This window comes from Streptomyces sp. NPDC000410 (genome assembly GCF_040300305.1).
GTDB lineage: Bacteria > Actinomycetota > Actinomycetes > Streptomycetales > Streptomycetaceae > Streptomyces.
Genome location: NZ_JBEPDM010000059.1, coordinates 1 through 21,212, shown reverse-complemented (window position 1 = coordinate 21,212; position 21,212 = coordinate 1). Strand labels below are relative to the sequence as shown.

23 protein-coding genes are annotated in these 21,212 nt (G+C 69.4%); 12 read left to right on the top strand and 11 right to left on the bottom strand.

Annotated elements, in window-relative coordinates:
- Positions 1-119: 119 nt before the first annotated feature.
- A complete protein-coding gene (locus ABT342_RS33460; RefSeq protein WP_502965660.1) occupies positions 120-2,078 on the bottom strand; it encodes an APC family permease in 1,959 nt (652 codons plus the stop codon).
- Positions 2,079-2,659: 581 nt separating this feature from the next.
- On the opposite strand from ABT342_RS33460, the gene ABT342_RS33455 reads away from it, so the two are divergent.
- Positions 2,660-3,010, top strand: coding sequence for a hypothetical protein (locus ABT342_RS33455; protein WP_351582123.1), 351 nt, complete (start codon positions 2,660-2,662; stop codon positions 3,008-3,010).
- Between the two features lie 138 nt (positions 3,011-3,148).
- On the opposite strand, the gene ABT342_RS33450 is transcribed toward ABT342_RS33455, so the two are convergent.
- Complete coding sequence (locus tag ABT342_RS33450) at positions 3,149-4,039, bottom strand: NAD(P)-dependent oxidoreductase (protein ID WP_351582122.1); 891 nt, start codon at positions 4,037-4,039, stop codon at positions 3,149-3,151.
- Between the two features lie 156 nt (positions 4,040-4,195).
- Here ABT342_RS33450 and ABT342_RS33445 point away from each other — a divergent pair, with 156 nt between their 5' ends.
- Positions 4,196-4,525 carry a winged helix-turn-helix transcriptional regulator gene (locus ABT342_RS33445; protein WP_351582121.1) on the top strand — a complete coding sequence of 110 codons (330 nt, stop codon included), beginning with the start codon at positions 4,196-4,198 and terminating at the stop codon, positions 4,523-4,525.
- Between the two features lie 274 nt (positions 4,526-4,799).
- Positions 4,800-5,210 carry a hypothetical protein gene (locus ABT342_RS33440; RefSeq protein ID WP_351582119.1) on the top strand — a complete coding sequence of 137 codons (411 nt, stop codon included), beginning with the start codon at positions 4,800-4,802 and terminating at the stop codon, positions 5,208-5,210.
- Between the two features lie 1,003 nt (positions 5,211-6,213).
- Here the strand turns inward: ABT342_RS33440 and ABT342_RS33435 are convergent.
- Entirely contained in the window at positions 6,214-7,146 is a 933-nt protein-coding gene (locus ABT342_RS33435; RefSeq protein WP_351582117.1) for a zinc-binding dehydrogenase, read from the bottom strand.
- A 90-nt stretch (positions 7,147-7,236) separates the two neighbouring features.
- Between ABT342_RS33435 and ABT342_RS33430 the strand changes: the two genes are divergently transcribed.
- Together ABT342_RS33430 and ABT342_RS33425 are read left to right on the top strand one after the other, a co-directional pair.
- Entirely contained in the window at positions 7,237-7,833 is a 597-nt protein-coding gene (locus ABT342_RS33430; protein ID WP_351582115.1) for a TetR/AcrR family transcriptional regulator, read from the top strand.
- Positions 7,834-8,264: 431 nt separating this feature from the next.
- Positions 8,265-9,230 carry an alpha/beta hydrolase gene (locus tag ABT342_RS33425; protein WP_351582113.1) on the top strand — a complete coding sequence of 322 codons (966 nt, stop codon included), beginning with the start codon at positions 8,265-8,267 and terminating at the stop codon, positions 9,228-9,230.
- A 150-nt stretch (positions 9,231-9,380) separates the two neighbouring features.
- Here ABT342_RS33425 and ABT342_RS33420 read toward each other — a convergent pair whose 3' ends face one another.
- A complete protein-coding gene (locus ABT342_RS33420) occupies positions 9,381-10,100 on the bottom strand; it encodes a DUF6333 family protein (protein ID WP_351582149.1) in 720 nt (239 codons plus the stop codon).
- Between the two features lie 101 nt (positions 10,101-10,201).
- Positions 10,202-10,339, bottom strand: coding sequence for a hypothetical protein (locus ABT342_RS33415; protein ID WP_351582111.1), 138 nt, complete (start codon positions 10,337-10,339; stop codon positions 10,202-10,204).
- 42 nt (positions 10,340-10,381) lie between these two features.
- On the opposite strand from ABT342_RS33415, the gene ABT342_RS33410 reads away from it, so the two are divergent.
- A complete protein-coding gene (locus ABT342_RS33410) occupies positions 10,382-11,005 on the top strand; it encodes an HD domain-containing protein (RefSeq protein WP_351582109.1) in 624 nt (207 codons plus the stop codon).
- Between the two features lie 177 nt (positions 11,006-11,182).
- Here the strand turns inward: ABT342_RS33410 and ABT342_RS33405 are convergent, their stop codons facing one another.
- The gene (locus ABT342_RS33405; protein WP_351582107.1) at positions 11,183-11,650 is read right to left on the bottom strand and encodes an Lrp/AsnC family transcriptional regulator; all 468 of its coding nucleotides are present in this window, start codon (positions 11,648-11,650) and stop codon (positions 11,183-11,185) included.
- A gap of 77 nt (positions 11,651-11,727) precedes the next feature.
- Here ABT342_RS33405 and ABT342_RS33400 point away from each other — a divergent pair, with 77 nt between their 5' ends.
- Both ABT342_RS33400 and ABT342_RS33395 read left to right on the top strand, forming a co-directional pair.
- Positions 11,728-12,918, top strand: coding sequence for a Glu/Leu/Phe/Val dehydrogenase family protein (locus ABT342_RS33400; RefSeq protein WP_351582105.1), 1,191 nt, complete (start codon positions 11,728-11,730; stop codon positions 12,916-12,918).
- 4 nt (positions 12,919-12,922) lie between these two features.
- Positions 12,923-13,276 (top strand): VOC family protein, encoded by a 354-nt coding sequence (locus ABT342_RS33395; protein ID WP_351582103.1) that lies wholly within the window; start codon positions 12,923-12,925, stop codon positions 13,274-13,276.
- Between the two features lie 275 nt (positions 13,277-13,551).
- On the opposite strand, the gene ABT342_RS33390 is transcribed toward ABT342_RS33395, so the two are convergent.
- Together ABT342_RS33390 and ABT342_RS33385 are read right to left on the bottom strand one after the other, a co-directional pair.
- Positions 13,552-14,436, bottom strand: coding sequence for an alpha/beta hydrolase (locus ABT342_RS33390; RefSeq protein WP_351582101.1), 885 nt, complete (start codon positions 14,434-14,436; stop codon positions 13,552-13,554).
- A gap of 298 nt (positions 14,437-14,734) precedes the next feature.
- Complete coding sequence (locus ABT342_RS33385; RefSeq protein ID WP_351582099.1) at positions 14,735-15,310, bottom strand: TetR/AcrR family transcriptional regulator; 576 nt, start codon at positions 15,308-15,310, stop codon at positions 14,735-14,737.
- 90 nt (positions 15,311-15,400) lie between these two features.
- Between ABT342_RS33385 and ABT342_RS33380 the strand changes: the two genes are divergently transcribed.
- Both ABT342_RS33380 and ABT342_RS33375 read left to right on the top strand, forming a co-directional pair.
- Positions 15,401-16,033, top strand: coding sequence for an NAD(P)-dependent oxidoreductase (locus ABT342_RS33380; RefSeq protein ID WP_351582097.1), 633 nt, complete (start codon positions 15,401-15,403; stop codon positions 16,031-16,033).
- Positions 16,034-16,035: 2 nt separating this feature from the next.
- Positions 16,036-16,872, top strand: coding sequence for an SGNH/GDSL hydrolase family protein (locus tag ABT342_RS33375; protein ID WP_351582095.1), 837 nt, complete (start codon positions 16,036-16,038; stop codon positions 16,870-16,872).
- 70 nt (positions 16,873-16,942) lie between these two features.
- Here the strand turns inward: ABT342_RS33375 and ABT342_RS33370 are convergent, their stop codons facing one another.
- Positions 16,943-17,590, bottom strand: a complete 648-nt coding sequence (locus tag ABT342_RS33370; RefSeq protein ID WP_351582093.1) for a class I SAM-dependent methyltransferase — start codon at positions 17,588-17,590, stop codon at positions 16,943-16,945.
- Between the two features lie 409 nt (positions 17,591-17,999).
- Positions 18,000-18,161: a hypothetical protein gene (locus ABT342_RS33365; protein WP_351582155.1), complete on the bottom strand. Its 162-nt coding sequence runs from the start codon at positions 18,159-18,161 to the stop codon at positions 18,000-18,002.
- 41 nt (positions 18,162-18,202) lie between these two features.
- On the opposite strand from ABT342_RS33365, the gene ABT342_RS33360 reads away from it, so the two are divergent.
- The gene (locus tag ABT342_RS33360; protein ID WP_351582091.1) at positions 18,203-18,787 is read left to right on the top strand and encodes a YdeI/OmpD-associated family protein; all 585 of its coding nucleotides are present in this window, start codon (positions 18,203-18,205) and stop codon (positions 18,785-18,787) included.
- Positions 18,788-18,908: 121 nt separating this feature from the next.
- On the opposite strand, the gene ABT342_RS33355 is transcribed toward ABT342_RS33360, so the two are convergent.
- Positions 18,909-19,502 (bottom strand): TetR/AcrR family transcriptional regulator, encoded by a 594-nt coding sequence (locus tag ABT342_RS33355; RefSeq protein ID WP_351582089.1) that lies wholly within the window; start codon positions 19,500-19,502, stop codon positions 18,909-18,911.
- Positions 19,503-19,957: 455 nt separating this feature from the next.
- Here ABT342_RS33355 and ABT342_RS33350 point away from each other — a divergent pair, with 455 nt between their 5' ends.
- On the top strand, positions 19,958-20,956 hold the full coding sequence (locus tag ABT342_RS33350; RefSeq protein ID WP_351582087.1) for an endonuclease/exonuclease/phosphatase family protein: 999 nt from the start codon (positions 19,958-19,960) through the stop codon (positions 20,954-20,956).
- Positions 20,957-21,212 lie beyond the last annotated feature (256 nt).

Genomic DNA, 21,212 nt, shown 5'->3' with positions numbered 1-21,212 from the left:
CCTCGTCTCCTCGGTCACTGATCGCGGTGATCACGTCATCGCCGTCGGGGTGCGGGAAAGACATGACCGCATGCTGTCCCGCTCCCCTGCGGCGATCCCCTCCCCTACGCCGGCAGGGGTCAGCCGCCGACGTGGATACCGGGCCGACGCTCGGGGTCGGGCTCGTGACTGCGGATGATCTCGCGGGTGACCGGTGCGGTGTCACCGCGTCCCAGGAGGAAGTATCGGACCATGTGTACCAGGGGGCTGCCTTCGGCCCAGGCGAAGTAACAGTGCGGCTGGACCCCGGTGGCGTCGCGCAAGGCCAGCAGGACGGCGGCGATGGCGTTCGGCGCGGCCGGCGCGTCGGCGCGCAGGATCCGGTGTCCGTCCACCTCGACGCCGCGGACGGTGAGGGTGTCGCTGAAGTCCGAGGGGTCGACGACGTCGATCTCGAGGAAGATCACGTCGGCGAGGCCGGGCACCGGGTTGACGCCGCGCTGTTCGCGTTCCTTGGCGCTGTACTCGGCGACGTCTCCGGCCTGGCGGCGGTTGGCGATGATGTTGATGGCGTTGTCGTGGGCGAGAGTGTCGTCGATGAACCGGCGGGCGTCGCCGTCGAAGACGATGCGGTCGGCGCGCAGCTCGGTGGTGCGTGAGACCCGGGAGATCATCGACACGATGATGATCCCGGCGATGAAGAACCCGGAGATGACGATGCCGTCGGGCTTGTCGACGGTGTTCGCGATCAGGGCGTAGAGCAGGACCGCGGTGAGCAGGGCGAAGCCGACGGTGGTCGCGCGTCGGCGGCGGCGTGCGACGGAGACGGTGACGGCGAAGGCGCCGGACACCATCATGGCGAGGATGCCGGTGGCGTAGGCGCCGGCCTGGGCGTCGACGTCGGCGTCGAAGGCGATCGTGATGATGATGCACAGGGCGGTGTAGACGAGCACGACCGGGCGGACGGCGCGTCCCCATTCGGGGGCCATGCCGTAGTCGGGCAGGTAGCGGGGGACGATGTTGACCAGTCCCGCCATGGCGGAGGCACCGGCGAACCACAGGATGAGGATGGTGCTGATGTCGTAGACGGTGCCGAACGCCTCCCCGACCTGTTCGTGGGCCAGCCATGCCAGGGCACGGCCGTTGGCGGCGCCACCCGGTTCGAACTCCTCGTGCGGGATGAGGAGGGTGGTGACGAAGCTCGCGGACAGGAGGTAGACGCTCATGATGAGCGCGGCGGTGGTCAGCAGCCTGCGGGTGTTGCGGATCCGCGAGCGCAGGCGCTGCTCCTCGTCGGCGCCGTCCGCGGCGACCAACGGCATCATGCTCACACCGGTCTCGAAGCCTGACAGGCCCAGGACCAGGAGGGGGAAGGCGAGCAGTGCCGGGCCCATCAGGTCACCGAAGCCGCCTCCACCCTCGGCGAGGGCGTCCGTCCACGCCGACCAGGCCGCCGGGGTGGTGAACACATGGGCCAGGCCCACCGCGATGACGACCGCGTTCAGCGCGAGGAAGACCGCGACCAGGGGGATCGCCACGCTGACCGCTTCGCTGAACCCCAGCAGGAACACCCCTCCGAGCACCAGCAGCAGCACGACCGTGAGGGCGACCTCGTGGCCGTGCAGCACCGCGGGGAAGAACGGGTTCTCCACCACGTGTACGGAGGCGTCCGCGGTGGAGAGGGTGATGGTGATGATCCATGAGGTGGCCACGAAGCCGAGCAGGATCAGCACGAACAGCTTGCCCCACCAGAACGGCAGCAGGTCCTCGAGCATCGCCACCGACCCGGCGCCGTGCGGGCTCTCCTTCGCCACCCGCCGGTACATCGGCAGCATCCCCAGCAGGGTGAGTGCGACGATCAGCAGCGTCGCCAGCGGCGAGACCGCCCCCGCTGCGAGCGCGGCGATGGCAGGCACGTAGGCCAGGCTGGAGAAGTAGTCCACCCCGGTCAGGCACATCACCTTCCACCACGCGTGCGGCTCGGCGTGCCCCTCGTCGGCCGCCGGCCCCACCGGCTGCACCTGGTGCCGCAGCAGCCACCGCGTCAGCCTGCCGGACGGCTCGGCGCGCAGAGCTGGGCTGTCCACCGCCTCCGGCATCCCCGCATGATCCGCTTCGCTCATGTCCCCCATCAACCTTTCCGACCTGTTCAGCGCACTCGCACGACGGCCACCAGCTCAGGGCCTCACAACGATCATCGAGTATGAGCCCGCCGCCGACGCGGACCCGCACCGCACAGGCCCGCTCGAGTACCCGCCGTGGCCTCGTGCCCGAGGGGTCACGCAGCGCTTCCGGGCCACCGGCCCCGCACCACAACTCCCTGCGTAGAGCGGGCGGAGCATCGGCGGGGAGCCCTGCCCACGGGTCTCCGTGCCCCCGCGCCGGGAGGACACCGAAGGGCCTGCTGACAGATCCCGCCCCGGATAACCTTGACGGATCCCTAACGCGCTGCGGCAGACCCGCGGCTCGGTGGCCGTCGCTCGCGTGTGCTGTGGCCCTGGGCTTCGAGCAGGATCCGTTGACTTGTTCGCGTCACGTAATGTGATGGCCCATGGTCACGAACGGAGCAGAGGACAAGACGGTGTGGAGGTGGCGTGTGCGGCGACTCGCTGGAGCCGTACTGGCCCTGGGACCTGTGGCTTTCGTTCTCGTCGCCTGCGGGAGGCTCGTCCTCCCGCCAGTGCCTGAGGGTCAGCCGACCCAGCTGGCGAAGTCCCGCACAGTGACCGGATGGGCCGATGACAGCGGCGGCGCACTCGCACTGAATCCGGACGGAACGTTCACCGCCGACCATCTCTGCGGCGATTACCACATCTCCGCCTACGGGCCGGAGAACGATCCCAAGTCCGGAGCCGGTACCTGGGACGAGTCCGACCAGGACGGACAGACCAGCGTCACGATCGCCTTCGAACGCGGACCGGAGTCCACCTACGAGGCGCTGCGGGACGGGAAGACGCTGAAGCTCTGGTCGTACGTCGGTGACCCGGACTCGGGTCACTCGCTCTGCATCCTGACCGGCGTCGAGTCCTGACCCGGCGAGTGAGGCCGGCGCCGACCCCCCGGCCCGCCGCCGGACGTCCGGGGCGGGTCACGCCCTGGTCGGTCACCCAGCGGCGGATCTCGTTCGGGTCGGGCGAGGTGGTGTCGGTGAGCCGGTCGAGGTGGTGTCCTACGCCTTCTGTTCCGGCTTCCTGAGCACCTCGGTCAGGGCCGAGATGCTGTGCTCGCCGTGGCCCGCCTCGGCCGCCCGCCTCACCAGGTCGTTCAGGGGCGCGAGCCAGGCCGTGTCGACGTTCGTCTCCTCGGCCAGGTCCTCGTCGTGGGCCGCTCCCGCGAGGAACAGGTTCACCGAGGAGGCGGCGTCGGTGTAGTCGCCGCTGTCGATCTCCGCTGCGTAGACCGGCAGCAGGGACTTGATCATGTCCAGCCACTTGCCGGCGAACCGCACCATGGTGCTCGCTTCCAGTCCGCGCGCCTGGACGGCGGCGGCGCCCTGGAAGAAGCCGACGAGTGCGGGCAGCAGCATGGCACCGACGGCCAACTCGTACAGAGCGGCGAGGTCTGACTCGGCACCGAGGTGAACGGTGTCGCCGCCCAGCGCCTTCAGCGTCGTCCCGTACGTGTCGAAGACGGTCCTGTCGCCGCTGTAGTACAGCAGCGTGTCCGGGGCCCCGACCGCCGACGGCACGTTCTTGACCGCCCCGGCGAGGAACCGGGCGCCGTGGCCGGTGGCCCAGGCGGCCGTCTCGCGGGCACCGGCGGGGGAGCCGCTGTTCAGGGTGACGAGGGCGCGCCCGCGCAGCGCGTCGACGGCCGGCTCCAGCGCCTGGCGGGTGTCCTCGAAGGTGGTCAGGCAGGTGATGACCAGCGGGCTCGCCGCGACCGCGGACTCCACCGCCCCGGCCTGGACCGCTCCCTTGGCCACCAGCGGCGCGGCCTTGTCCGGCGTACGGTTCCACACCGTCGTCGGGTGCCCCGCGTCGATGAACGCCTCGGCCAGCGCCCGGCCCATCGCCCCCAGCCCGATGACGGTCACGGGTGTGGGGTTGTTCCTGGTCATGCGTCACTCCAGTCAGCAGTCGGACGGTCGAGCAGCCGCGGAATCGCGAAGAAGCGCGTCCGGGGCGGCGTCCGTTCCATCCTGGGTGGCCACGAACATTCCATCAAGTACCTACAATTCTGTTCGGTACCAACAGTTTTGTTAGTAGGAGTGCTGATGGCCAAGCGGACCTACACGTGCGGACTCGACGCCGCCATCGCCGTCATGGGCGGCAAATGGAAGGGGTTGATCCTGTTCTCGCTCGGCGAGGGGCCGCTGCGCTTCGGGGAGTTGAGGAGGGCGGTGCCCGGCATCAGCGAGAGGATGCTGATCCTTCAGCTCCGGGAGATGGAGGCCAGTGGCTTGGTGCACCGCGAGGTCTATCACCAGGTCCCGCCCAAGGTGGAGTACTCGCTGACCGAGTTCGGCGGTTCCCTCAACACGGCACTCGCGCCGCTGGGCGAGTGGGGCGAGGAGCATTTGGAGCGCATCGAGGCCCTTCCCTAGCGCCTTGACCGGACAGGAAATTGCCCCGGGTTCACAGCCTTCACAGCCGGCGCGATTCCTGGCCGAGTTCGACCAGCGAGGCCACGGGTGGTGGACGGGGTGACCGCGGTGGCCGGAGTCGGCCAGGGCGAACAGCCGTCGCCCGGGCGCGGAACGTCCCGCCATTGACGCCGGCGGCGCCCTCGACGGCCCGTCCCGCCGCTGCCCACCGCCCGTCGACCCGCCGTCGCGGGATGCGGAGCCGCAGGCTTGGGGTACCTTTGAACGTGTTCAATTGAACGCGTTCAAAGGCGGGGGGTTTGTGGTGGAGGAGCACCAGCGGGTGTCTGCCCGGCAATGGGGGTGGGCCGTGGCGGGGGCAGTGGCGGCAGGGATTGCGGCGGCCCTCGGAATCGCGATCGGCCCCTTTCTGGCAGGGCTCTTCGTCATCAGCGCGGTCACGGCGGCCGTCCCGCTCGCGGCACGGGAGCAGCCGAGGATATTTGCCCGAGCTTGCCTCGTCGTCGGGGCGATCCTGCTGGCCTGGGCCCTGATCGGCATGATCATCGGCATGTTTCTGTTCATCCCGGCAGCCCTGTTGCTGTTCGTCGCAGCCTTCGCGGACGCCGGCAACCGCCCGGGCGTATGGCTCACGGTGATCGCACCCATCGCGGCCGCGACAGCTGTGGTACTCGCCTATCGCTAACCTCCGGCCGGAGACTGAACCCCACCCTCCGGCCACCGGGGTCGTCGATCCATGCCTCTGCGCGGTCCACACCTGCGATGAGGGAGTCGGGAGCCTGAGGAGCGACGGCTCGACTTCCCCGTCAGGAACCACTGAGCAGTCTTCGTGCTCAATGCGGGTGAGGAGGAGCGACAATGACAGGCGCACACGGAGGGCCGGTAGCAGCACCAATCCCTCTCCCCCTGTTGACGCGCGCCCTCACCATGGAGTCCGGGCGAGCCCGACAGCCCCTCGCCGCAGGCGAGTGGCGTCTCTCCCCGCCGGACGCCGAGGAGGCGGCGGCCGTCCTCGCCCGCCTCGGCGCCTCGCTCCCGGCCCGGCAGGGCACAGCGGTGCGCACCCGGGCGACGGACCGGGACAGACGGCTTCAACGCATTCCCCGGACCATCGTCCACCACGTCCACCACCTCGACGCCGGCGCTGTCAGCCCGCCTGCCGCCGCCCTCCTGGCCGCCGTCGCCCGCGCCCTGCAGCCCTGGCACGCCGCACCGAACCCACCCGTTGCGGCGGCGGCCTCGAGGTACGGAACCACGCCCGGGACGGCGCAAGCCCTGGCGCCGCCCACCGAAGCGGGCGAAGCCCTGCTGCCCGGCCTGACCGCGCTGTTCACCTCCCTCGCCACGACGGGCGCGCCCGGCGCTGCCCCGCTCACGCCGCCGGTTGCGCCCTGGCAGGTCCAGTACGAGGGCAGATTCCGCCGCCACGCCAGACCCGCGCCGGGGGTATGGACGGCTGAGACCGTCGACTGTCTGTCCGGGGTGCGGAGGCAAGGACGGCCCTTGGGCCGTGACCTGCGACCGGCGTCGGGCCACGTTGGGCTGCCCCTGCGGGGTGGTGAGTCGCGAGCACGGTCTCTCCCTCTCCGAGATCTGGCTCGCGTTGCCAGAGGCGTGACTGAGCATCCGAGTCGGTGGGCGCTTCGCTTCTCGACCACCACCCGCCCGCGCCCTACCGTCGCCTCCGGTTACTCGAGATCGAGAACGGCTTTGCCGTGGAGGCGGCGGTCGAGCAGGACCTGCACTGCCTCGGAGTGACGGGTCCAGGGGCCGCGCCAGCTGATGCCCGGATCGAGGCGGCCCGCGGCGACCTCTTCGGCCAGCCAGGTCAGATCCGCGGAGAAGTCGGTGGTGGGGTCGCCGAAGAGGAAGAAGGTGCGGATCGACCGGTCGTGCCGCCCTTCGTTGCCCAGCAGGGCGTCCGGTGACAGCACCACGTCGGTCCCTGAGGAGCGACCCACGCTGAAGAGGGTGCCGCCGGCCGACAGGGAAGCGAAGGCGTCGACGAGGTGCTGTCCGCCGACGTTGTCGAGAACGGCGGACACGGGCAGCCGCACGGCGGCCGGCTCGGGGTGGGCCTCCGCAGCGCCCAGGGCTCGCAGGCCGGCCGCCTGGGCGGGGTTCCGGCTGATGGCGACGACGTACGCGCCCGCGCGGGCGGCCAGTTGGACGGCGTAGCGGCCGACGCCGCCGGAAGCGCCGGTGATCATCACGCGGCGACCGAGCAGCGACCCCATCCGGCGCAACACGTGCAGGGCGCTCAGTCCGGCCACGGGGACGGTGCTCAGCGCGCCGGGGTCAGCGTCCTTCGGTGCTGTGCCGAGCAGGGCGGCGGGCACGGCCCGCAGCTCGGCCCAGCCGGTCTGGCCAAGAGTGACGACCCTCTCCCCCTCCGCCGGGCCCGAGCCGTCGGCGGCTGCCTGGACGACCACGCCGGCCGCGTCCCAGCCGAGCACAGTGCCATCCGGCGTTTCCGGACGGGCCGCCTCATGGACCTCACCGAAGTTCAGCGAGACCGACTCGACCCGCACGAGCGCCTCGTGGGCGGCGGGCCGTGGGGCAGGGACATCCGTCAGTGACAGGTGTCCGGGCGAGGTGTGGTCGACGACGAGTGCGCGCACAGGCGGATCCCTTTCACGAAATGCCACAGTGCGGCGTTTGCTCCAGTAGAGCATATGCGCGATCTCGGCGCGCTTGGTAGAGTGCTCGTGATGACCACCTCCGAACAGCCCGCCACGCTGCGCGAGCGCAAGAAGCTGCGCACTCGCCAGGCACTGGCCGACACCGCCGTCACACTCTTCGACGAGCACGGGTTCGACAGCACTCCGCTGGACGCGCTGCTGGAGCAGGTAGAGGTGTCACGGCGGACCTTCTTCCGCAACTTCCGTTCCAAGGAAGACGTGGCGCTCACCGCCGTCAAACAGGTCTGGGACGTCTACCTGGAAGTCCTCGACGGCACCGAGAAGTCCGGGCCGCTGGCCGATGTGTTCCTCGACGCCATGCTGACCACCCTGGAGCGCATGGACGAGGACTGGTACCGGCGCTTCCCGCTCACGCTCCGGCTGATCGCCGGCTCGCCCGCACTCGACGGGTACGCACTGCGTCACTGCGCCGAGGTCCAGGCCGAGATCGCGCGCCGACTCGACGGACACAACCGTCTCGAACTGCGGCTCCTCATCGAGTTCTTCACAGCCGCCTGGCGCTGCGCTCTGGACGAATGGCTGCCCGACTGCACACCGGGCGAACTGTCGGCGCTCCTGCGGCGGGCCTGCTCATCCATGAACTCCGCCCTCAGCCTGGAGGCGTGAGCTCGCCCTCTGCCGTCCAGCCTCGAACAGGCCCCGGACGTGCTCAGCACCGTTGGCGGGACTACGAGGGAGTTTCTCGTTGAACCGGAACCCCACCCGACCGTGCTGCGGGGCCCTCGGTGTCGCTGGAGTGATCACGGCGTGGGTGACCACGCCCGGCCGCGTCCCCGCAGGACCCATCCGCCCCCTCCATCCGGGTGATACAGCGGCCGGCGGCGAGCGCCAAGGAATGCTCGGCAGGCAGACCCTCGCGGAAGCGGCGATGCGACATGGGACACGGCATCAGCAGGTTCGTGCCGACGAAATGCGGTTGCCGGGGCGCTGCCTCACTCCCAAGCGGATAACACGGCCGCCGCAATCCCGGCTCGGCAGACCTTTCTCTGGTGAGATACCGACCGATCTCCGAATATCTCACCGAAAGGAGTCGACTCGTGGCGAAGCACGTGCTTGAGCCGGAGGCCCAGGAACTCGCGGATGCAACCGCGAACCCGCCCTTCCTCTACGAGCTCGGTCCCGAGGGCGCCCGCAAGGTGCTCGATGACATCCAGGCAGCCCCCGTCGAGAAGGTCCCGGTCGGCGAGGACAAGTGGATCACCGTCCCGGCTGAGGTCGGAGACGTGCGGGTCCGCTTCATCAAACCCGTAGGTGCCACCGGGCCCCTGCCGGTGATCCTCTACATTCACGGCGGCGGGTGGATCCTCGGCAACGCCGATACGCACGACAGGCTCATTCGGGAACTGGCCGACGGTGTACAGGCAGCAGTCGCGTTCGTCGAGTACGACCGCTCACCGGAGGCTCAGTACCCCGTCGCGATCGAGCAGGCGTACGCGACCGCTCAGTGGATCACCAAGAACGGGGCGGGTGAGAATCTCGACGCGAGCCGCATGGCCATCGCAGGCGACTCCGTCGGCGGCAACATGACCGCCGCGGTCGCGATCATGGCCAAGCAACGCGGGGACGTGCACTTCGTGCACCAGTCGCTCTACTACCCGGTCACCGACGCCGGTCAGGATACGGAGAGCTACCGGGAGTTCGCCGACGGCCCCTTCCTCACCGCCCGGGCCATGGCCTGGTTCTGGGACGCGTACATCCCGAGTTCTCCCGAGAAGCGAAACGAGATCACGGCATCGCCGCTGCGCGCCACCCTCGAAGACCTCGCAGGACTCCCCCCGGCCCTTGTGATCGTCGACGAGAACGACGTCCTCCGCGACGAGGGCGAGGCCTACGCCGCCAAGCTCACCCAGGCCGGCGTCCCGACCACGAGTGTTCGCTACAACGGCATCCTCCACGACTTCATGATGCTCAACCCGGTCCGCTCCACCAAGGCCACAAGGGCGGCCGTCGAACAAGCCATCCATGTCCTGCGAAAGGCACTCGGCACCCTCCAGCGCCGCTGAGAGCGCCGACGCCTTCTCCGTAGGGCCTCGGTCGGAACCGAGCCTCCTCACATGGAGCGGGACGGACAGGGGGCAGGGGTCGTGAACCCGCCCCTGAGTCCCGATTGCCCACGGGGCTCCACGCCATGGAGGCGGGATTCTGGATCGTTACTAGTTCCAGAACCAGGCCTCTTGCATCCGGAAGGTGGAGCCGCTGGTGTGGCGGACGCGGAAGACGGACATCCGGAGGTCCGAGCGGCCCCACGGGTCGCACGGTCCGAGCGCGAGCCGGCCCAGGGCCCGCCAGTCGATCTCATCGGACTCCTCGTCCAGGTCGATCGATTCATCCACGAGGGTCTCAGGGCTGATGCCGAGGGCGCGCACCACGGCCTGAGGGTCGCCGGTGACTTCCAACGGCTCCACTCCGGACCAGCCTTCGGCGTGCAGCAACAGACCGCCGGGAAGCTGGATGATGTCTTCGCTGTGGTATTCCCCGAGGTCGATGTCGGCCGATCCGACGATCCTGGCGTCGGGATAGCGCTCGTGGAGAGTGGCGGATGCCCCGAGCAGCGGCGAATCGCCGATGCCGTCGACCAGGGCCGGGTCGGTTATGGAGATGACGTTGCCCCAGCAGCCCACCCTGATGATGTCCAGGTCCGCCCGCGTCTCCAGCGCCAGAGAGTCGGCTGCGGAGGCGGCGGGCAGCTCTTCGAGAACCTCGTCGACGGTGTCGAAGCTTTCGGCGAACTGGCGGGCTTCTTCCGGGTTGTGGGGAGCGAAGTTCACCGTGCCCGCGGGGAAGGGGGGAAGGAGAAGGGTGAGGGTGTAGTCAACGCCATGTCCCCGAACCTCTCGGTCGGGTGGGCAGGTCCAAAATGCAGTGTCGGTCATAAGTGCACCGTAGCGACGGGCACTGACAGTTCGGGCCGGCGGCATGCTGACGGGCGAGAACCAAACGTCCGAACGGAACGGCCCAGGCGGGTTCGTTTCGATCACCGGCCGGACCAGAGGGAGTTGCCCGCTCCGTGGAGTCCGGCCAGGTAGGTGGCGGCGAAGCGTCGGCTGACAGCGAGCAGGAAGGGCGCAAAGGCCATGCCCCCGGCCCAGGAGACGCCGGCGATGGTGGGCACCGATGATCGAATTGGACCGGGGCGGTCGGCATACTCTGCACCATGACTCTCCAAACGTCCCTCGAAGCGCTGACCGTACCCGCCGCCCCCGGCACCGCCGCCTGTGCCGCCGCTCTCGAAGTCGCCACCGCCTACTGCAGCCCGGCCCTGCTGAACCACTCGGTGCGGTCCTATGTGTGGGCCTCCGCGTACGCCGCGGACCAGGGCATCGAGCACGACGCCGAGCTGCTGTACGTGGCCGCGCTGCTCCACGACATAGGACTGGTCGCGGAGTTCGACAGCCACACCGTCGCCTTCGACGAGGCCGGCGGGCACGTGGCCTGGGTGTTCGGCGCCGGAGCAGGATGGCCGGTGGAGCGCCGGCAGCGGCTGTCCGAGGTCATCGTGCGGCACATGTGGGACTCGGTGGACGTACGGGAGGACCCGGAGGGCCATCTGCTGGAGCGGGCCACCGGCGTGGACATCTCCGGGCGGAACGCGGACGACTTCACCGCCGCGTTCCGGGCGGAGGTCCTGGCCCGGTACCCCCGTGAGGGCCTCGCGGACGAGTTCCTGGCCTGCTTCCGTGACCAGGCCGCGCGCAAGCCGGAGAGTTCCCCGGCGGCGTCCGTACGAGGCGGTCTCGCCGAACGCGTCCTGGCGAACCCGCACCCGCTGGACAGCTGAACGGATCGGCGCCCTCCAGGCCGTCTTCCGGGTCAAGCCGGACCCACGCTGTCGGGCTCGACCCGGAAGAGACGGCCTGGCGCGACGTCCCCCAGCCGGGGCCGGTCCGTCCGGTGCGCGCCACGCACCCTCGGTCGCACTTGGTCGCCCGGCGAGGGTCTGCGGGGGCATTGCGGTTCAGGGTGTGAGGGGTGCGAGGGGGGCGAGGGCCTGGTTGTGGGTGTGCTGGTAGATCACGGAGGTGCGGAATCCGACGACTTCACGGCGCTCGGTGAACTTGTCCATGAGGAAGGCATGGAGGTAGTCCACGCTGGGAACGGAGACGTGCACGATCATGTCGTCGCCGCCGGTGACGACATAGACCGTACTGACCTCGGGCAGGCCCGCGGCATAGGTCTTGAACGCCTCGATGACCGCCCGGCTGAGGGGGCGGATCTGGAAGTGGATGAGCGCCTGGACATGGCGGTTCAGGGCGGCCGGGTCGACTGCGGCGTGGTAGCCGGTGATGACCCCTCGGGCACGCAGTGCCCGGATGCGTTCGAGGCAGGTCGACGGAGCGATGCCGAGGGTGCGGGCGATGTCGCGGTTGGTCTGCCGCGCATCGCGCTGCAGATGCCGGATGATCGCCGAATCAAGTTCGTCCATGCGGCGAGTATGTCCCTCGTACCGAATTTGGTTCGGCAGACAGCCGCAACCTTTGCCGAAACGGCTAGCGTGATGCCATGACAGCCGCACTTGAGCAGGCCTTGTCCCCCAACATCCCGAACCCTACTCACGAATTGGTGCAGGTCGTACGCGGCCGCCGCAGCGGCCTCGCGATCAGTGTCGCGATCCACTCCACCGCTCTGGGCCCGGCAGCGGGCGGGTGCCGGATCGCTCACTACTCCGATCCGGCAGCCGCTGTCACGGACGCGCTGCGGCTGGCGGTGGCGATGACCGAGAAGAACGCACTGGCCGGTCTGGAACACGGCGGCGCGAAGGCGGTCGTCGCCCTCCCGACCCCGGCCCGGCCGGCCGACGCCGAGCGCACCGCGCTGCTCCACGACCTCGGCGACGTGATCGAATCGCTCGGCGGCCGCTACATCACCGGTCCGGACATGGGGAGCAGCCCGGCCGACATGTCCGTGATCGGTGAACGCACCACGCATGTCTGCTGCCGGCCCGTCGAGGACGGCGGCAGCGGTGACTCCTCCGTCCATACCGCGCGAGGCACCCTCGCCGCGCTGGGCGCGGTGGCCGAGGAGGCCTTCGGCTCACCGGAGCTCGCCGGCCGGACCTTCGGGGTGATCGGGCTCGGTGCGGTCGGCGCCCACGTCGCCCGGCTCCTGCACCGGGAGGGCGCGCGGTTGGTCGTGACGGACGTCAACCCGGCCGCACACGCCCTGGCCGACGAGCTGGGCGCGAGGTGGGTGGATCCGGCCGCCGCCCTCACGACGGAGGTCGACATCCTCGTGCCGGCCGCGCTCGGCGGCCTGCTGACCGCCCGCTCGGTGCCGCTGCTGCGGTGCGCCGCCGTCGCCGGCCCGGCCAACAACCAACTCGACGAACCGGCCACCGCCGGCCTCCTCGCGGCCCGAGGCCTGCTCTGGGCGCCGGACGTCGTCGTCAGCGCCGGCGGAGTCATCCATGCCACCGGTGTCGAGCTACGACACGAATCCGAGGAACGGCTGACCGAACGCGTCAACGGCATCGCAGACACTCTCCGACAGGTCTTCCAGGCGGCCCGGCCCCACCGGACGACACCCGCCATCGCGGCCGGCCTGCTCGCCGAGCAACGAGTTCGCAGGGGACGACCCCACCCCGCTTCCGCCGCGGCACGGCCCCTGGTCTCACGGCCTGCCGGGCCGGTGGATCCCGAGCCGCCGACAACCCACGCGACAACACCCGTCCGCACGACACCACAGGAGCACTGACGACATGACCAACCGCTGGGTCGGCGTGACCATCGACTGCGTCGACGTGGAACGGGTCGCGGGCTTCTGGAGCGCACTGCTGAACCGCCCGCAGGGGCCGTCCCGGCCGGGCTGGGTCTATCTCGGCCATCCCGGCGACCCACAGCCCCGCCTCGTCTTCCAGCCCGTGGACCGGCCGAAGCACGGCAAAGTACGCCTGCACCTCGACATCGCGGTCGACGACATCGGCCAGGGCATCGCCCAGGTCACCGCACTCGGCGGTCGGCCCACCGGAGAACGGCACGACTACGACGAGGGCGTGGTCGTCGTCATGGCCGATCCCGAGGACCACGAATTCTGCCTGGTCCAGCACTACTGACCCGCGAGTCGGGTGGTCGGTCCGCACATCCGGCATCCGGCGTCCGGCGTCCGCGGCGGTCGCGGCGGTCGCGGCGGTCGCGGGTCGCGTACGACGGGAACCCGAATCGGCCAACACCGCCCCAGGGACGGTCAGCTCCTGACGGACGCGGCACCCCCCGCCCGCGTGCCTGGGCGGCAACTACTCCGCACCACCCTCCGCACGTGCTGATCGCCAGGGCTGCCCAGGCGTCCCCGCCGCCAGTGGCGGCGGGGACGCAGCGGCTCGGGAGCGCGTCAGACGAGGCGGGTCAGCAGCTCGGCGAAGGGCTGTGGGCGGCTGAAGTAGCCGACGTGCGAAGCGGCCAGGGTATGCACGTCGAACGGGTTGTGCGGGGTCAGCATGTCCGCCTTGCGGATCATGTAGGACTGGACGGCCGGGGTGAGGCTGCGGTCCTCGGAGAGACGGACGTAGGTGTGCGGGACACGTCCCCACGTGTCGGCCTGGACCAGTGCCGCCGGTTCCATCACCGAGTGGTTCTCGTCGGGGTCCATGGAGTCCAGCAGCACCCGGAACTGGTGGTCCGTCGCATCGGCCATGACGACGGACTTCAACTCGGCGAACAGCTCCGGATCGGCGTGCGCGCTGCGCCAGTTCAGCCGGACGACACCGGGATCGGACATGTCCGTCGGCACGGTGATCCGCGCCGCCGCGGCGTCCAGCAGGCTGTCGTCGACGACGCCCCACGGCTCGGTGAGCATGGCCGGGTCGCTGAGGCAGAGCGCGGAGAGATAGACCACTCGGTGGAGCAGTTGGGGTGCGGTGTTGGCGACGGCACTGATGGTCAGACCGCCAAGGCTGTTGCCGACCAGGACCACCGGACCGTGTTGGGCGATCCGGTGCAGGAGACCGACAACATGCGTGACGTTGTCGTGCAACGACACACCGCGCGTCGGGGAGGGGGCGGCGGCCAGTGCCGCGGTGTCCTGAGGCAGGCGGTAGTAGGCGGCGGGGCCGTCAGCGCGGTCGCCGTGGCCGGGCAGGTCGACGGCGTACGAGCGGTGTCCGAGCAGGGCCAGTTCGTTCTGCAACGGGCCCCAGGCCCGCGCGTTGCTGGAACCGCCGTGCACGAACACGAAAGTGGGGCGCGAGTTGGCGCGCATGGTGAAGATCCTCGTCATCCAGAGGCGAACGGTGGACGTGGGACCTGGTGTCGGCGAAGGCCGGCACCGCGGTCAGTACGCCGACCGGAGACGGATGGAGCGCCAGTTGTGGATGACGAAGCACATGACGCCGACGCTAACAGGCGGAAGCAGCACCGGTCGACCGTCTTTTCGCGCTGTGCGGTCGGAGGCGGCACGCGTCCTCTCGCTACGGCCGGGCCGTCGGCTGCCCGTACCGCCGTCCGCGCCTCACCGCCCCCGTCTCGTCGAGAAGGGCGTAACCGCATGGGGGTTCGACCGTTTCTTCCGCGTCGGGTCACAGAAGCGGTCTGACGACCGATCGGGCGAGGGCCTCGGCGTGGGAGCGTGGGGCGGGGTCGGCGTCGGGGCCCTGGGCGTAGTAACGCAGGAACGCCTCCTGGAAGCACGCGCCGATCAGCAGGGCCGCGGACGAGTCGGGGTCCGCGTCCTCGGCGATGCGGCCGAGGTCCTGCTCGGCCCGCAGGTAGGCGGCGAAGCCGGCGACCGCTTTCTCCGGGCCGCCGCCGTGGCGGCTCATCACCACGCGGTGTGCCGCCATGCGCTGCGGGTCCGCCAGGAGCGCGCCCAGCATCGGGATCGACCGCTGGTAGAAGTCCAGGCACGCGTGGGCGAGTTCGGCGAGATTCTCCTCGACGTCGCCCTCTCCCGGACGGACCGAGACGCGGGACAGGCCGGGCACCCTTTCCTCCAGGACGGCGAGCAGTAGCCGCTCCTTGTCGCCGAAGTACTTGTACAGCGTGGGCTCCGACACGCCTGTCGCCTGCGCGATCTCCTTGGTCGTGGCATGGACGACGCCGCGGGTGCGCAGGATGTCCGCCGCCGCGTCGAGGATCCGCTCCCGTGTGCTCATCGCTGTCCTTCCCTTCTTCGCTTGACAGGTTAGTGAACACTAGCGCATCCTGGGGGCTAGTGTTCACTAACCCCCAGTTGGAGGGGCATCATGCGCATCACTGTTTTCGGGGCGACCGGCGGCACCGGACAGCACCTCGTGCACCAGGCACTGGAGGCCGGACATCACGTCACCGCGGTCGTGCGGAACCCGGCCGGTCTGCGCCAGGCCGCCCACCCGCGGCTCGACGTCGTGAAGGCCGACGTCATGGACCCTGAGGCGATCACCGAGGCGGTGGCCGGACAGGATGCCGTCGTCTCGGCCCTGGGCCCCCGCGCCAAGGGTGACTCCTCGGTGTGCAGCGACGGCGCCCGCGCGATCATCACCGCGATGCGGGCCACCGGCTGCCGCCGCCTGGTCGCTGTCACGGCCAGCGGCCACATCGTCGACGACGGCGACGGACCGTTCACCCGTAGCGTGGTCAAGCCCATGCTGCGGCGGTACCTGCGGGAGGGCTTCGCCGACTTCGTCCGTACCGACGAGGCCGTCCATGCCAGTGGTCTGGACTGGACGATCATGCGGCCGCCCCGCCTCACCGACGGCCGGCCCCGCCCCTACCGCACCGCCACCGACCGCAATGTGCGCGGCGGCATCACCATCGCCCGCGCCGATCTCGCCCACGCCATCCTCGCCACGCTGGCCGCCCCGGACACCGCCGGCCACACCATCGCCCTGGGGTACTGAGCATGAGACAGCTGTTCACGAAGAAGCGGATCGTCATCACCCTGTGCACGTTGGTCCTGGCCGCGCTGGGGGCAGCCGGCACCGTCGGCTACCTCACCTTCCTGCGCGCGCCCACCAACCCACCCGCCGACGCCTGCGCCGACGGGCGCCCGAGAGGCAGCGGCCCGGTGGTCGTCGCGGCCGGAGCGAGCATGACCCAGGGCACACTTGGCCGGGACTGGGTCGGCGACCTGCGCGAAATGGCCGAGTTCCAGGGTTACGAGTTCGTCAACGCCGGCGACAACGGCAACACCAGCGCGGACCTGCGCGGGCGCGTCGACAGCGACATCGTGGCGTGCGACCCGGAGATGGTCACCGTCCTCATCGGCGCCAACGACGTCCGCAACGGCGTTCCTGTGGAGGAGTACCGGGACAACCTCACCGCGATCGTCGACCGCATCGATGACAAGACCTCCGCCCGCATCGCGCTGATGTCCCTGCCCCCGCTCGGCGAAGACCTCGACGCCGAGATCAACCACGAACTCCGCGACTACAACGCCGTAGTCAAGGAGACCGCCACCCGCACCAAGGCCGACTACATACCCGTCAACGAGCGGTTCACCGACCACCTCCGCAACCAGGGCGGCCGGACCGCGTACGACTTCAGCTTCACCACGGCCTACCTGGCGGCCACCAAGCACTACCTGCTCGGACGCAGCTGGGACGAAGCCGCGCGCGACAACGGACTCGAACTGTTCGTCGACCACATCCACCTGAGCGACCGAGGCGGAGCGATCGTCACCGACCTCGCCGCTCAGTGGCTGTCCTCCACTGCGCGCACGGCAAAGAACCAGCCATAGGCCGAAGCCCGACCCCGCCATGGGCCGCCTCCGACGTACCGGCTCGTACGGCAGGCCCAACTGCCCTTGCCTAGGCTTTGCGGGCAAGCAGTTGAATCTCCTTGAACTGCCTCCGGTCCGTGGGCTGAGGCTCGCGAACCATCCGGGCCACCTCGGTCAACCCGGACTCGTGCAGCAACGCGGCGAGGTGATCAGGCCACCACCGATACGCCGGCGCGACCGCGTGATCGAAGACCTGTGTCGGGTGAGCCGGATCATCGCTGGCCGAGAAGCCGATCAGCAGGTGGCCGCCAGGTGCCAGCACACGATGGAACTCCGCCAGGATGACGGGGAGTTCCTGCGGCGGCGTGTGGATGATGGACCAACGTGAGAGTACGCCGCCCAGCACGCCGTCAGCGATGTTCAACGCGGTCATCGAGCCCACGTCGAACCGCAGGCCCGGATAGGCCTGTCGAGCCAACTTGATCATCGCAGGAGAGGCATCAACACCGAACGCCGACAGCCCCAGCTCGTCCAGATAAGCAGTGACGTAGCCAGGCCCACACCCCAGGTCCGCGACCTGACCGTCCCCACCAGCACGTACGACCTCGGCGAAGACACCCAAGATCCCACGGTCCAGGGGACTGTCACGGAGGCTGTCGCGGAACAGATGCGTATAGGTGGGAGCAGCAGCGTCGTAAGCCTCGCGGGTGGCACTGAGGGCAGCGTGTTCGACCATGCTCTCGACAGTAGTTCCTGGTCACGCGGCGAGCCGAGAGGATCACGATCTTCCCTCCCGCCCGTTCGCCCGGGCTGTCGCTGGTTCGGTCGAACCGCTGCTGCCGCCCCGGCCTGCGAAACCGCCACGGGGAGCCGGCCGGAGAATCATCCGCGCCGCGAGATCGCCGACGCGATCCGCGACCACCTCGCCGGACGGATCCACCTCACCGCGAGATGCGCAAGGCCCCCGCGCGGTCGCCACCACCATCGGCTCCTGGGTCCGGGACGTGTGGCCGCAAGACTGGTTGCGCAAGCCCGTCCTGCGGACCTACGAGCTGCAGCTCGTACGCCGGACTTTGTGGCGCCCCGGACGGATGCGAAGGGGCGGCCTCCGTACGAGACGCTGTTCGTGCACTCGGGTTCCGTTGCTACGCCCCGTCGATCTGTTGGCCGGCGGGACCAAGTGCTGCGAAGTGGCTGGCGCCGGTGCGGGCCTGCGGCGTTGCGGTGAGGCGGGCCTCGATGCGGGCATGGTTGACGGCGGCGCCGGTTGGTTGCTGCGGGAAGGTTGTCTGCGCCAGTGCTGCCACCGGGAGGTTCGCCGGAGCGCGGCCGGGCTAGCCTGGCCCGCATGGAGGAGTTCAACGGGGTTGAAGTCGTCGCGTTCCCGGACGCGGCGGCCTTTGAGGACTGGCTGTCCGAGCACCACACCCGCCGCGACGGCGTGTGGGTCAAGGTGGCGAAGAAGGCGTCGGGGATCGCTTCGGTCACGGATGACGAACTGGTCGACGTGGGGCTGTGCTGGGGCTGGATCTCCGGGCAGCGTCGCGGCTTGGACGACCGGTATTACCTGCAGAAGTACGGGCCACGCCGGCCGAGGAGCCTCTGGTCGCGGGTGAATGTCGAGAAGGTCGCTGCCCTGGCGGCAGCGGGCCGGATGCGCGAGCCCGGCCTGGCCGAGGTCCAACGGGCCCGGGAGGACGGCCGCTGGGACCGTGCGTATGCATCGCAAGCGACAGCTGTTGTCCCGGACGACCTTACGGCGGCGCTTGCCGCGGACCCGGCGGCGCGTACGGCGTTCGACGCGCTCGACCGGACCGCCCGCTACCTCGTGATGCTGCCACTGCTCCAGGCCGCGACGCCGGAGACCCGGCAGACGCGGCTGGAGCGGGCGGTACGGGACCTGACGGAGGGACGGCCGGTGGGCGAAGGGTGATCGCCCACCGGTGGAACTGCCGGACCTGGGAACCACCGACCCGTATGGCGTCGACGGCAGTGCTGCTGCGCGCGGTACGCGTCCAGTGGCTCGGCTCGGATGCTCGGCCTTCCCTTGCCCCTCATGGCACGGTCGGCCCGCTGGGGGTGTCGGCGATCCGAGTGACAAGGAAAGCGAGCCGTTCCTCCTGACCGGCCGGGGGGATGCGGTCGCTGCCCGACAGGACGGCCATGCCGTGCAACACCCTCCAGATGACTTCGGCGAACAGTTCGCGCCGCTCGTTGTCCGGGCGGAAGCAGCTGACGAACTCGCCGAAAGCGGCCCGTAACGGAGGCGGCGTCTCGGCGCTCGCGAACTTCAATTCGGCGGGCAGGACGAACATGGGCTGGTACAGGGCGGGCCGCTCGGTCGCGAAGTCCAGATAGGCGCGGCAGACAGCCCGCAGGGCTTGCCCCGGCTCGGGGGCGGCCTCCCGGGCGCGGCGCAGGTGAGCCGCGAGTTCGCTGAAGCCGTCGATGGCGACGGCGGTCACGATGGCGTTTTTGCCGTTGAAGTGGCTGTACAGCACCGGCTGGCTGTACTCGACGCGTTCAGCCAGCCGCCTCGTCGTCACTGCCTCCCAGCCTTCGGCCTCGGCAAGCTCGCGCGCGGCCGCGATGATCAGTTGATGACGGTGGGCGCGTTCACGTTCACGGCGCTCGCTGATGGCGGACATAGCGCTATTCTAGCGACGCTAGGCATTCTGTCGAGGGCAAGTTTGCCATCGGCATAACTACTAGCGCCGCTAGACATCTATGTGGCGCTGCCGCCGAGAGGTGAAGCAACTCATGCTCACCAACGTCGCCAGCGTGCTCGCACATTTTCATCGGCGCGCGCCTTGGGCACCGCAGGCCGCAGCCGACTTCGGCCTTCCCGGCACGCCCACTGCTCAGCAACGGGCCCAAGGCCGCCGTTTACGGCACCCACGGGGGCACCGCCGTGGGTGCCGGCGATCAGCGTGCTCCTGCTCGCCGCGTGACCGCGTGTCACGCCACTTCGGCCGGGTGTTACGCCGAACGGAGCGGGAGCGTCTGGCAGTCGGCGGAACGCCGAGCGCGCCTGATCTCCACCATCAGCAAGCTCTGGTTACGTGCGTGTCCCGGCCATGCCAAGCGAGCCCTGGGGGCACCTATGACACAGATCCGGATCGCCACGTTCAACCTCGAGAACTTCGACGAGACCCTCCCGACAGCGCACCCGTCGCTGGCTGATCGCATCACGCTGATGAAGCCTCAGATCACTCGGCTTCGGGCGGACATCGCCTGCTTCCAGGAAGTCCACGGGCAAGAGCGCCCCGGGCAGCCACGCGACCTGCTCGCGCTCAAGGAGCTGCTCGCCGGCACCAACCTCGACGGCGCACCCCTGGTCAGCACCAAGCCGAAGAACGACGCGGTCTTCGACGTGCGCAACCTGGTCATCGCCACCCATCTGCCGGTCCTCAAGCACCAGCAGCTGAAGAACGACCTGGTCGCCGAGCCCCGCTACCAGCGGCTCACCGCCAAGCCTTCCGACCCGCAACCGGTCCCGATCGGTATCGAGCGGCCCATCCTGCACGCGCAGATCGACATCGACCACGCAGCACCCGGCCGCCTGCTGCACATCATCACCGTGCATCTGAAGTCCAAGATCCCCAGCGAGATCCCCGGCCAGGTGGCGGATCCCAAGAAGGGCATCTGGCGCACCGCCGACGCCTGGGCCGAAGGCAGCTTCCTGTCGTCCATGAAGCGCATGAGCCAGGCCCTGGAAGTCAGGCGCCTCATCGACCAGATCCTCGACGACGATGCGGACGCGCGGATCGTCGTCGCCGGTGACTTCAACGCCGAGCCCGAAGAAGTGCCGGTGCTGGCGATCTGCGGCAATGTCGAGGACACGAACAACGGCGACCTCGCCGCCCGGGTCCTGGTCCCCATCGAGAACACCATCCCCACCGACGCCCGCTACACCCTCTTCCACCACGGCCGCGGCCAGATGATCGACCACATGCTCGTGACCCGTAACCTCCTCGCCCACTACCGCGGTTCAGAGATCCACAACGAGATGCTGCACGACGACTCCATCGCCTTCGCCACCGACACCAAGTACCCCGAGTCCGACCACGCCCCCGTCGTCGCCACGTTCGACTTCGACTGACCCCACAGGCGCCTCGCCCGTCACATCCACAGGCCGGCCCCGGTCGCCTCCTCCGTAGGCAGGCCGGGGCCGTGGATGCCTGCACCATGGCGTTCACTCGCAATCCATTGCAACGTGCAGGCGGAAGCGTGTTGCGTTAATTCTTGGAACGTTGCAACGATTTCACGGCTTCTACCTGCGATGATGCTGTTCTGTCGCAACGAGTTGGTTGCCAGGTCTTCGAACGCAACGTAGCTTTTCCGGTGTCAGAAAGACC